General features: G+C 43.9%; 7 protein-coding genes. All 7 read left to right on the plus strand.

Features of this window, described 5'->3' with window-relative positions:
- Window positions 1-255 precede the first annotated feature (255 nt).
- Complete coding sequence (locus tag Q0502_RS13225) at window positions 256-3,369, plus strand: TonB-dependent receptor (protein ID WP_298651462.1); 3,114 nt, start codon at window positions 256-258, stop codon at window positions 3,367-3,369.
- A gap of 12 nt (window positions 3,370-3,381) precedes the next feature.
- Window positions 3,382-5,331, plus strand: coding sequence for a RagB/SusD family nutrient uptake outer membrane protein (locus Q0502_RS13230; protein ID WP_298651464.1), 1,950 nt, complete (start codon window positions 3,382-3,384; stop codon window positions 5,329-5,331).
- Window positions 5,321-6,676 carry a DUF5000 domain-containing lipoprotein gene (locus Q0502_RS13235; protein WP_298651466.1) on the plus strand — a complete coding sequence of 452 codons (1,356 nt, stop codon included), beginning with the start codon at window positions 5,321-5,323 and terminating at the stop codon, window positions 6,674-6,676. Before Q0502_RS13230 ends, Q0502_RS13235 begins: the two co-directional genes overlap by 11 nt.
- A gap of 164 nt (window positions 6,677-6,840) precedes the next feature.
- Window positions 6,841-8,637 carry a DUF4998 domain-containing protein gene (locus tag Q0502_RS13240; protein WP_298651469.1) on the plus strand — a complete coding sequence of 599 codons (1,797 nt, stop codon included), beginning with the start codon at window positions 6,841-6,843 and terminating at the stop codon, window positions 8,635-8,637.
- 82 nt (window positions 8,638-8,719) lie between these two features.
- Window positions 8,720-9,838: a glycoside hydrolase family 88 protein gene (locus Q0502_RS13245; RefSeq protein ID WP_366521795.1), complete on the plus strand. Its 1,119-nt coding sequence runs from the start codon at window positions 8,720-8,722 to the stop codon at window positions 9,836-9,838.
- Window positions 9,839-9,845: 7 nt separating this feature from the next.
- The gene (locus Q0502_RS13250) at window positions 9,846-11,588 is read left to right on the plus strand and encodes a hypothetical protein (RefSeq protein ID WP_298651475.1); all 1,743 of its coding nucleotides are present in this window, start codon (window positions 9,846-9,848) and stop codon (window positions 11,586-11,588) included.
- A 17-nt stretch (window positions 11,589-11,605) separates the two neighbouring features.
- Window positions 11,606-13,081 carry a BNR-4 repeat-containing protein gene (locus tag Q0502_RS13255; RefSeq protein ID WP_298651478.1) on the plus strand — a complete coding sequence of 492 codons (1,476 nt, stop codon included), beginning with the start codon at window positions 11,606-11,608 and terminating at the stop codon, window positions 13,079-13,081.
- Window positions 13,082-13,567: the final 486 nt, after the last annotated feature.

Here is a 13,567-nt window from a genome sequence, read left to right on the forward strand (position 1 = left end):
AAATGCCTCTTCTACATATATTTAGCTGACATTATCCGATTAACACTACTTTTCCGTTCTACGTTTTTTAAACACCTTCCTTTTCAACATATAATAATAGGGTATCACATTTTCTTTACTTCACCAAACGTGAAGAGGGAAAGTGTAAACTTGTGTATAAACCAACCGGATACCATGGCAATAAAAACAGACGTAACAATCCCCATTAAACAAATATTTCTTAAGTCATTAATCTAAAAAAACTAAAAAAATGAGATGAAAAGAAAATTGAATCTTTTATTATGTATTACTCTTTTCTTACCCTTAAGCCTGGTTGCACAACAGGTACAAGTGAGGGGAAAAGTCATTGAGGCAGAAACCGGGCAACCTCTTCCCGGAGTGAGCATCCTTGTAGATAAATCTACAAGAGGAGTTACTACGGATATCGACGGAACATTTGAGATACGTGTCTTGCCTTCCGATAAGTTGGTCTTTTCTTTCCTGGGAATGGATTCTCAAACCATCGAAGTGGATAAAAAGACATTTATCGAGGTCGCACTGGCTCCCGCCGCCAGCGAACTGGACGAAGTGACCATTGTCGCTTTCGGAAAGCAAAAGAAGGAAAGTGTGGTCTCAGCTATTACAACCGTTAAGCCAGCGGATTTAAAGGTACCCTCAAGTAACCTGACCACGTCCCTGGCAGGACGAGCCCCGGGATTGATCTCTTTTCAGAGGACGGGTGAACCCGGATCGGATAATGCGTCTTTCTTTGTGAGAGGGATCACAACTTTCGGATCAAATACAAATCCTCTTATTTTGATCGACAATATTGAATTGAGTGCAACCGATTTAGCGCAATTACAACCGGACGATATAGAGAGCTTCTCTATAATGAAGGATGCTGCTGCGACTGCGCTGTATGGCGCCCGTGGGGCGAACGGTGTTATACTTATTACGACGAAAAAAGGACAACCGGGTAGAATAAAGACAACTATACGGGTAGAAAATTCCGTATCCTCTCCGACAAAGAATTTAGAACTGGCCGATCCTGTCACCTATATGAAATTACATAACCAGGCTATCACTTCAAGGGATCCGCTTGGCCAGCAACTCTATTCCGACGATAAGATATACAATACCGTCCCCGGATCAGGATCATTAATCTATCCGGCTACGGATTGGTATAGCGAGCTGCTTAAAAACAACACGAGGAATCAACGTGTTAACCTAAGCATTAGTGGTGGGGGAGATTTGGTCACATATTATCTGACGGGATCTTATACGCACGATACCGGAATATTAAAAGTAGACTCAAGAAACAATTTCAATAACGGGATATCGAATGACGTGTTTACCGTTCGGTCGAACATTACCCTTAAACCGACAAAAACAACACAAATTTCCAGCAGATTTAACGGTTCCTTTACCGATTATACAGGCCCTGTTTACACCGGATCGCAAATGTATTCCCTTATAATGAGAAGTAATCCGGTTCTTTTCCCCGCCTATTATCCGCCTGACGAGGCTCATCAGTATACGGATCACATTCTCTTTGGGAATCAGCAGTCAGGGAATACATACTATCTCAACCCGTACGCAGAAATGGTAAAAGGATATCGGGAATCCGGCAGGTCTAATCTTTCGGCTCAACTGGAAGTAACCCAGGATCTGAATTTTTTAACTGAGGGATTATCTGCACGCGCACTTTTCAATGTCTTGCGTATTTCGTCTCATTCAATCTCCCGCAATTATAATCCATTCTGGTATGGATTGGGTTCTTATAACCGTTTAGACAATACATATTCCATAGTAAATCTTAATCCTGAAAGTGGTACGGATTATCTCAGCTATACCAGTACTATCGATGTTCCTACAGCAAATCTATATTTCGAGGGAGCATTAAATTATAGCAGAGTCTTCGATAAAAATAGTATTAGCGGGATGTTGGTGTATCAGTTACGAAATGATGCTTCGTTGGGAGCCGGCAGCGTACAGGCATCTCTTCCTTATCGGAACGTAGGGTTATCCGGCAGATTCACGTATGGCTATGATGACCGGTACTTTCTGGAATTGAACTTCGGGTATAATGGCTCGGAAAGATTCTATAAAGACAACCGGTTCGGATTTTTCCCCTCCTCAGGAATTGCCTGGAATATTGCAAAAGAACCGTGGTTCGCTGAATCCAACAATTTTTTCAACTCACTCAGGTTAAGAGCTACGTACGGCCTTGTAGGGAACGATAAAATAAGTGATGACCGGTTCCTTTACCTTTCGGAGATCAATATGGATAATCAGGACCTGAGACAATATTTCGGATTCGAAAGAGGATACAATAATGTGGGTATTTCCGTTAGTAGATATTCCGACCCGAATATTACCTGGGAAATAGCAAGGAAAACAAATTTTGCATTGGAATTTGAGTTAAAAAACGGATTATCTTTCACAGGAGAATATTATTTTGAAGACCGTTCAAATATCCTGCAAACAAGGTCAAACATCCCTTCCACCATGGGTTTATGGCAGATTCCACAAGCCAATGTAGGAAAAGCGAAAGCGTATGGTGTCGATCTTTCCCTCACCTACGATAAATCTTTCAATTCATCTACCTGGTTACAACTGATGGGTAACTTCACCTTTGCCAGAAGTAAATATCTGGTCTATGATGAACTTTATTACGAAAACGAATGGTGGTTATCCAGGGTTGGTTACCCGATCAATCAGATGTGGGGCTATATTGCCGAAAGGTTATTTATCGATGATAATGAAGTGGCCAACTCCCCTACCCAATTCGGCACCTATATCGCGGGGGATATAAAATACAGGGATGTGAACAATGACGGCCAAATTACAGCATTAGACAGGGTACCTATAGGTTATCCGACCATACCTGAGATCATATACGGTTTCGGCGCCTCTCTCGGATACAAGAGCTTTGATGCTTCCGTATTTTTCCAGGGGTTAGGGAACGAATCGTTCTGGATAGACTATAATGAGACCTCTCCTTTTTTCCGCAGGGACACAAGCAATGGGATGCATGGGATAAATCAGCTGACAAAATTTATCGCGGAGAGTCACTGGAATGAGGATAACCGCGACATATACGCGATCTGGCCGCGTTTATCCACTTCGAGTATAAATAACAATAATCAGACCAGTACATGGTTTATGCGTGACGGATCGTTTTTGAGGTTAAAATCCGCTGAAGTGGGCTATACCTTGCCTTCCACTCTGACCAAAACTATCGGGATCCAGAATTTAAGGATTTATCTGAGTGGCATTAATTTATTGACATGGAGCAAGTTTAAATTATGGGATGTAGAGCAGGGATCAAGTGCCTTTAACTATCCTATTCAGCGAGTATATAATATGGGTATAAACATAACTTTTTAATAATCCGGTTTTATGAAGAATATAGCGAAAAGAATTATTGTTGTAATGACGGTAATTACAGGATTATTCACATCCTGTGCAGACTATCTGGACATTGTTCCCGATGGGATAGCCACCATAGATAATGCATTCAAGACACGGTACCAAGCAGAAAAATATTTGTTTACCTGTTATTCATATATGCCAAAGCAAGGGACTATAACCTCCAACCCCGGACTGACAGCGGGAGAGGATTTTTTCTGCGCGACCAGTAGTATAAGCGAGAATGGATCTTTAGGCGCTGTGGGGAGCAATATCCAATACGGAAACCAAACGGCAGACTCTCCCTATGCAGATGCATGGAGAGGATATAATGCCCTGAACAGCCCCAATGCTTCTTTATATCAGGGAATCAGCGACTGTAATATCTTTCTGGAAAATATAGCCCTGGTACCGGATATAGATGAAGATGAGCGACAAAGATGGATAGGAGAGGTAGCTTTTTTGAAAGCTTACTATCATTTCTGGCTCGTTCGTCAGTACGGGCCTATTTATATAAAAGATAAAAATCAATCGGTAGGTGTCTCTATCGAGGAGAGTAAAGTGTACCGGAATACGCTGGATGAATGTTTTGATTACATTATCGGTTTACTCGATGAGGTCATTAATAATGAAAATATTCCTGATTACATCACCAATGAAGTGGAAGAACTGGGAAGAATAACCAAAGGTATTGCCATGTCTGTCAAAGCAGATGTGATGGTAACCAGAGCAAGTCCCTTATTTAACGGCAATACCGATCAGGCGGGAATTATCGATAACCGGGGAATCGCTATTTTTAACCCGGAAAAATCGGATGAGGAGAAGTTGCAACGTTGGATCGAGGCAACCGAGGCTTTTAAAGAAGCAATTGATTTTCTGGAAGCATTGGGACATACCCTCTATGTTTTCGACGGCAATCTCGACATTTCGGATGAAACCAAAACAAAATTAAGCATTCGTGGGTCGTTCACCGAAAACTGGAATGATGAAATTATATGGGCTAACCCGAACTGCTGGGTAGGCGGATCAGGCACCATATCAGCCTATAATTGGCCCCGCGGATTAGTGGATGGCTCAACTTCCGGTACTTATACTGCCAGAATGAATATCCCGCTCAATTTCGTCCACAAGTTTTACTCAAAAAACGGGGTACCTATTGATGAAGATGTGACGTATAACTACACAGGGCGTTACGACCTGCGGGTTGCAACCTCCCGGGAGAAGTACTATATCAGGCAGGGATACACTACTGCAGGACTTAACTTCGACCGCGAGCCACGGTTCTATGCCGACATGGTATTCGATGGGAACGTATGGTTCGGTTCATCTTTTCTGGATGAGGAGAATCCGCTCTATGCAAAGATGAAACTGAGTGACGGAGCAGGGAGCATCTACCTGAACGGACATAATCTCACCGGATATTCGGCAAAAAAACTGAACCATTACCTTAGTGTGGTTGCAGGAACATCAGCATCGGCAAAACCTTATGCATGGCCTGTGATGAGAATGGCCGACCTCTACCTCCTGTATGCCGAGGCACTGAACGAAGCAGGCGGAGCAAAAGAAGATGTGTTGGAGTATGTGGACAGGGTCAGGGGACGCGCCGGATTGAATGGAGTAGAATGGAGCTGGAGCATCTACTCACGCAATCCAGAAAAACCCCTTACCCAGGAAGGACGCCGAGAGATCATCCAAAGGGAACGAACGATTGAACTGGCTTTTGAGGGTAAGGGATATTGGGATCTGAGGCGATGGAAAACAGCATACGACGTGTTGAATCAACCTATTACCGGCTGGTATGTTTACGGAAGAACGGAAGAAACATATTATGTTCCGGTTACAATAATACAACCCTTATTTAATATGAAAGATTATTTTTGGCCTATTTCCACAACAGAAATGCAAAAAAATGAAAATCTGGTTCAGAATTATGGATACTAATAAAGAAAACGATATGAACTATACTCTTTTTCACAGAAATATTTGCCTCACGAAACGACTTTCGACCCCGATTGTCTTTCTGGTGATCATGTTCACGGTATTGTCATGTGACGGCAGGGCCGACCTCAACAACCCGATAGGGGATAGTAAAGCGGTTCCCCAAGCGGTTACGGTTACCAAGATCGAAAATATCAGCGGGGCGGCAATTATTGAATATCAGGTACCACAAGATGAGAATATCAATTATGTGGAAGCGGTGGTTGAAATTAATGGCAGGGTAACTAAAACCAAAGGTTCATTTTATACCAGGACACTTACTTTGGAAGGGTTTACCGAGGCCAAAGACTATGCGGTGTCACTTTACAGTGTAAGCTTCTCAGAAATCCGATCCGAACCGGTAAATATAACCGTTTCCCCGACTCACCCTCCATATCTGGCTGTTGCCGAAGACCTTGAAATCAGTCCGATTTTCGGAGGAGTAAAAGCTATTTATCAGAATCCGACAAAATCTTATCTGCAAATTGCCTTCCTGGGTAAAGACAATACGGATAAGTGGGTGGAATACCAAACACTTTATACCAATCTCGAAAGCGGAACTTTCTATGTGCGCGGACTGGAAGCGGTGGAACAAACCTTCGGTATTGTATGCCGCGACCGCTGGCAAAATATCTCCGATACTTTGTTGATTACCACTACTCCGCTGTTCGAGGCGTTGGCTGACTTAAGTTTGATAAAAAGTCATCCCCTGCCGTCCGATATCACCTATGAGTATCCCCTCGCAGGGGTCAATGTATATCACTCGGGAGCCCCCGGGGCTGGGAATGTGGAAACTATGTGGGATGGTTATACAACTGCCCCGTTTCCTTCATCAGGCGCTTATTTTTTCTTTCAAAACCCGGTAACAGGATTACAATATTCCGGTTTACCAAGCAGCATATCCATCGATCTGGGGAAAGCCTATCACCTCAGCAGGATTGTCTGGTGGCAAAGACAGAGCAGAGCAACAATAGCCTATGATCAGTTATATAATTTCACTCATCCTAAAATATTTGAATTATGGGGAAGCAATAACCCCTCCCCGGACGGCTCCTATGAGACATGGAACAAAATTGACACCTATGAATCCGTAAGACCCTCGGGAAATACAACTCCCGGCAATGCATACAGCACGGAGGAGGACCGGCAAACCACCCATAGAGGGGAAAGTTTTGATATTCCGGAAGATACCCCTGCTTATCGATACATCCGTTACAAGGTTTTCTCTACCTGGGGTAACCAGAATTATTGGTCATGCTCCGAATTGCAATTCTATGGAAGCGCGGCAGGCAAGGGAGGAAATAATTAATCTCTATTGGATTATTAGTTTAAATTTTATTGAAATATCGACTTAAAAAATAGGATTAAATGAAAAAATTATATAATCATCATCGGTATGTTTGCAACCCTTTCATTAAATTAATTAAAGTTGTTATCTTTATCCTTTTAGGAATTATATGGTCTTGTGACAAAATGGATAAGACATATGCTGAATTTTTAGAAAGCGGCCCGATCATTTATAATGCAAAGCTGGATTCGATTAAAACATATCCCGGCAGGAACCGTATCCTTGTTACATGGAAACCGATCACCGATCCGCGGGTGACGAAAGTAAAAGTATTCTGGTCGGATAATAAGGAAAGTCTGGAAATGCCTGTTACATCCAGTCAGGATACGACGCTTCTGATCGAAGGGTTAAGCGAAGGGAACTATACCCTCAATTTTCACACGTATGATAATGCAGGCAATCACTCTATGAAAGTAGAAGTGCTTGGAAGAGCGCTGGGAGAAGCCTATGAGCAAAGGTTGTCACTCCGGAATATCAATAGTATCGGGTTAGAGAACTCCGTAGCCACGATTAAACTCCGTTCGATGGAAGGTGTAGAGGAATATATTTACGAGGAAATTACTTATACATCTTCCACTGACCAGGAAGAAAAAATCATTACGCTCCCGGGGGATATATCGGAAGTGGTAATTGCCGATTATACGGGAGAGGAATTTACACACCGGAGTGTGTACCGGCCCAGCGAATTTTCACCCGATCTGTTTTATTCCGCAACACAAACGGAATATACTCCTTCGAATCCTCTGCAAGTGTACCCGGAAGACGGAATGACAGGTGTCAGTTGCGCGCCGGAGTTCCGGTGGCATAACTCGGTTCTGTTACCGGATGGTGCATACAGGGTCGAGTATTCCACCGACCAGTCCAATTGGACCTCTGTTCCGGCGGTTAATAAAGGAATATTGATCCCAAAAAACATATTAAACCCTCATACCCATTATTACTGGAGGGTGTCGGCCACAAAAGGCGGAGAAACCCGCCAGAGCACGATCCGGCACTTTACAACAGGGGAAAAAACGCTTTATGCCGATGGGGAAGCCGTTCGCGTGCAAAGCCATACCACAGGGTTGAATCCGGTTCGCATCGCTTTTACGGGAGATGGGTTTCAACAGATCGACCATAATTATAACGGTTTATTTGACAGATATATAGAAGAAGCGGTAGAGGCCTTTTTCTCAGTGGAACCGTATAAGTCCTACCGGGAATATTTTGAAGTATGGAAAGTGGCCGCTTATTCGGATGACTATGGAATTTCCGAGTCTGACAGATCGATTAGACTGAACACTGTTTTTGAATCCAACTTCAACGGAAATACAATAACCTGCAAACCCGAAAATGTATATCAATATGTAAAGAACATACCCGGAGTGGATGATGCCGCTCTATCGGATATGGCAACGGTCGTCATTTTAAATAAGAAGCGCGTAGGAGGGGCATCCCACGTGACCAACGATCGCAGGAGTATCGCCTTAGTTCCGGTATACAAGAATTCTGCTTCCGGCCTATATACCGATTTTACCGATGTGGTTATCCGTCAGGGCGGAGGATTTTCTTTCGGATTACTCGCTGATGAAACCAGTACCGCTACCGGTACCTTATCCGCTTCGGAAGAGAATCAGTTACGGGCAGCATGGGAAGAAGGAAGGTTGTTAAACGTTGATTTAACCAGCGACCCCAACCAGGTAAGATGGGCACATTTCATCGGTAGATCCGGTTATATTCGTCCCAACATCTACGAAGGAGCGTACGGTTACAAATCCGGAATATACCGTAGTGAGGAAACCAGCAGTATGGTGAACGGGATTAACTACTTCAACGCGATCAGCCGGGAACTTATAGTCAAAAGGATTATGAGCATAGCAGGGGAACCCTATAGTTTCGATAAATTCCTTGAGAAAGATGTCGCGAGAACCCCGTACCAATAATACAAAAAAGATACAACAAAAGACAACTTATCACTAAAAATCAATATTGCAACATTACAACTTAATTATTATGGGTAAAAGAATGAATCGTTTATTATTATTTATTTGTGTTTTAAGTTCCGTTTATGCTTGTAGCGCGAATAGAGCTTCGGGTAACAAATCGCAGGCTGCCTTTTTCAGTGACAACTACATTAAGTCAACAATGCTTAAGGCTGCCGAGTGGCAGTTAAAAAACCCGAAGCATAATATAAAAGATTGGACTAACGGGGCTTTTTATGCCGGTGTATTTGCTACGTGGGAAACTACAAAGTCGGAAAACATTTACAATGCTTTGATGGAATTGGGGGATAAGACCCAATGGCAGCCTTACAGGCGGTATTATCATGCCGACGATGTGGCCATTTGCCAGACATATATCGACCTTTACCAGATAGAGAAAAAACAGGAGATGATCCAACCTACGATCGACACCATCGCTCGTTTCATGGCGAATCCTTATCCGTCGAGAGAGAAGGTTGACATCATTAAATGGTGGTGGTGCGATGCTTTGTTTATGGCACCGCCGGTAATGACAAAGCTATGGAAGGCTACCGGGAACGAAGAGTACCTGATTCATAACGACCGGTATTTCAAAGAGTGTTACGACCTTTTATACAATCAGGACGAACGCCTTTTTGCCAGGGATTTAAGGTACGTGCTTAACCCCGATGGATCTGCCCGTAAAGAGGCGAACGGGCAACCGATTTTCTGGTCCCGGGGCAATGGCTGGGTGATGGGTGGTTTGGTGCGTATCCTGCAGGATTTACCGTCCGATTATCCGCAACGCCCTTTCTATGAGAAAATATACAAAGACATGGCCGACCGGATTCTCGAACTTCAACAGGAAGACGGGTTATGGAGGGCCAGCTTACTCGATCCCGAATCTTATCCCGGCGGAGAAGTCAGCGGTTCAGGATTCTTTTGCTATGCACTCGCATGGGGGATCAACAATAAATTACTGGACAAAAAGAAATATTTACCCGCGGTAAAAAAAGCCTGGGTGAGTTTGTCCGGCTGCGTAAATGAGGAAGGGCGTGTAGGTTGGGTGCAGCCGATAGGCGGAGATCCGCAGAAGAATTTCTCTGAAGACAGTTGGGAGGTATATGGAACAGGGGCATTCCTGCTTGCCGGCAGTGAAGTAATTAAATTGCCAAAAAGATAATCTTCCTATGAAGAAAGCATTATTCATGATCTTCATGATCGTTCCGTTATTTGTTTCCGGACAAGGAAACGGCTATTGGAACCAAAATCTTCCGATTATACCTTACCGGCTTCCACCCCCGCCCCCGGATTACCAGGTCGAATACATCGACTTTGACGGCGACGGTGATCCGGATGCGATCAAAAGCGTGACAATCAATAATACACCCATCCTGTGGATCGACGATGACGATGACATGCAATACGGCGACCTGGAAGGGGATACCGACAGTGACTGTCTGCTCATCGACCGCAATAAAGACGGGATCTACGGCGGTTTGGGAGATCTGATCATCAAATGGTGCAATACCGATGGTGATGGCATTGCCGATATGCAATTGATTGTTGAATATCCGGCAACAGAGGATGAAAAAGTGTGGCCGCACGGGCATTACATGTGGGTGATGGATACTGATAAAGACCAGGTATTCAACTATATCGACTGGAACACTTTCCAATTGAAGGCATGGGAATTCAGCGGCACCTCCGACTTCATAGAAGACTACAGCGGGAAAAGCCTTTTCCTGAAGGTACATGCCGCCACCAACCGGATGGAAGACCTGCGGTTTAATTGGGAAAATCCTTTCCTTTTTTACGATCCGGACGACGATGGCCTGACGGAAATGGCCATCCGGCTGGTGGATTCACCCCGCTATTTCAACGATTCCACGAAAACGGTAAATCCTCAAACAATGTATTTCTCCGGCAAGATGGACTGGGTATCGATCTCGGTCGACCTGGATAACGACAACGGGACAGGTCACGAGTTCGACTTTGATTTCACATTAGGCTTTCGGGGCGAAGGGTTTGGTTATGCCGACCACGTACAGCCTCTCCCGAACTTCAAAGGTCTTGCCGCGGCCGATTCCTTTTTTATCGACCCGCGGTGGAGGCATCTTGAAGAGTTAATCTATCCGAATCATGACCAGACGCCTGACCTCATCTTTAAAAAGGGAAAATGGAACAAGGTTTACTTTGTATATGATGAAGATGATGACTGCCACCGTTGGGAAAGGGTGGAATTCCTGGATCCGCTGGACCCTTTTAAAATAGGCCACAACAAAGGGGGTATCGACAATCACCCCCAATCGGATTCGTCCGGCGATCGGGGTGAATGGGATGTGGACAACTCCGGTGGGGGCAAACTTTACATCAGTAAGTTTGACGGCCGGTTACATTTGTACGGGGCAGAATGGGGTTGCTGGCGGATCGACCAACAGGCCAAATACTACCAGGGCTTCAACCGTACATGGAAACCCGGGGAACCGAAAGTCTTTGCAACGGTTAAATATACCGATACCGACAACAATGGCTTTATCGACCTGATCGAATACGATATGGACGGGGACCACCAGTTCGAGGAAACCATCAGCCTGATCGGACTGGGTATAGACGACCGCTGCGAATTATACGATCCGGCTGATTTTCAGCATAAAAATTACCTGAAACTGAAAGACAGGATGGCGGAGAACCTGTGGAAACAGGCGCATGATGCGGTTGCTGTCGCCCAACAAACAGGCGTGAATACAAGTTGGTACGCCAAATTGAAACAGGGCACCTCAGTAAGGGATAAATACCACAACGGTTATTGGCTGCAATACTATATTTTTAAAGATTTGCAGGATCACTGTCTCAGGAATAACAACGCGGAATTACTCAAACAGGTTACCATAGCCTATTTGACTTCTGACTGGGAATCCTTATTAAAATAATAAAATCAATAAACAGAATGAACTTAAAAAAATCTATCTTATTTATAGGGCTGATCCTGGGGGTCAGTTCAATTACGGCACAGACTGATATTTATGGTAAAGCGAAATTAATCAACCAGCAGACAGACGGATACCGGGGTATCTGGTATCATATTGCAGGCGCAGGACAATCCGGACCGGTCAAGAACGAATATCGTTACAAATACAGCGGCGGTTTGGGCACTTATCCGGCAAACCACTATCCATTCTCCGTATATGTGAAAGCTGTGGATAAGACTTTTTTCTGCTACGGAGGAACTGATGGAACCGGAAAAACCTTGTTGCATATGGTATCCTATTTCGACCATAAGACAGGACAAGTACCACGCCCTACTATTGTGTTGGATAAAGCTACCAACGATGCGCATGACAACCCGGTGATGCAGGTAGATAAAGACGGTTATATCTGGATTTTCTCTACTTCACACGGAACCGGCCGCCCTTCATTTATTCATAAAAGCAAAGCACCTTATGATATTACGGAATTTGTACGGGTGCCGGCTACGAAAATCGTGAACGGGGAAAAAGTGCCATTGGATAATTTTTCCTATTTACAAATGTACTATTCGCCGGAAGAAGGTTTCGCCGGTTTGTTCACCCATTACGAAAAGGTCGGGGGACGGGTAATTGGATGGATGACCAGTAAGGATGGTGTGGAATGGTCGGAATGGAAAGATTTGTCTTTGCTGCATCAGGGACAATACCAGACCAGCGGCAACCAGGGAAAACGGATCGGTACCTCCTTTAACTACCATCCCAACCGACCCGTGAGAGGTGGTCTGGACTTCCGTACCAACTTGTATTACCTGCAATCGGATGATTTCGGGAAAACCTGGACTACCGCAGAGGGATCCTCGATTGAGTTACCTCTTACGGAAGTTGCCAATAAAGCATTGGTACATGATTACGACGCGGAAGAACGCAACGTATATATAGCCGATCTACACTTCGATCCGAAAGGACATCCTGTTATCCTTTATATTACGAGTAAGGGACCCATGCCCGGTCCCGGGGACGGGCCGCGAATGTGGCATACCGCCTGGTGGTCAGGAAAAAAATGGGTGATTAATCCTCTTTCTCCTGCCGGTAATAACTACGATGCAGGATCGATTTATACGGATAAGAGAGGACGATGGAGAGTGATTGCTCCCACCGCCATGGGTCCCCAACCCTATAATACCGGCGGGGAAATGGAAATGTGGGAGAGCAAGAATCAGGGAAAAACATGGAAGAAGTTGAAAATATTGACTAAAGATAGCAAATATAATCATACTTACGCCCGGCGTCCTATCCCTGTACATCCTGACTTCTATGCTTTTTGGGCGGATGGCCACGGACGTCAGCCATCTGAATCCAGATTATATTTCTGCGACCGGAAAGGAAATGTTTACCAACTTCCCCAAAACATGAACAGTGATTTTGCCAGGCCGGTATTATGTAAGGCCGGACAATAAATTATTCCGACCAGTAAGCAACCAAATAATGGCTGCTTACTGGTCAAAATCCAATACTCTCAAGTAAAAACATGACTACAGCAAACAGTTACACAAAAAATACATAGAAAGTTCTTTAAAAGTGTTATCGCAAACTGAAAACAAATAATCTACAAAAAGATCAGAACAATTATGGAGGATTTTTAACATAAAATATCACTATACACAGGTTTAAAATCATTTTTTACAGTTGTAAACAATATATCTCATTTACATTTGCAATATGTTTTAAAAACAAAAAAAAGCTTTTAAACATGCAATACACTCTCAGCATTGAATAGCCGATTTCATTGACCGAGCAATTATCATATCTCTTATCCGATATTATATAGGGGTATCTACAGACAATTACAATTTGAAAATGAAATGACACCAGTGAATTGTATCCTTTTTCCGGAAAAGAATTCGTTTCTTTCTATGAAAGAGAGCCATAGATATACAATTTTA

It is taken from the genome of uncultured Proteiniphilum sp., assembly GCF_937873925.1.
GTDB lineage: Bacteria > Bacteroidota > Bacteroidia > Bacteroidales > Dysgonomonadaceae > Proteiniphilum.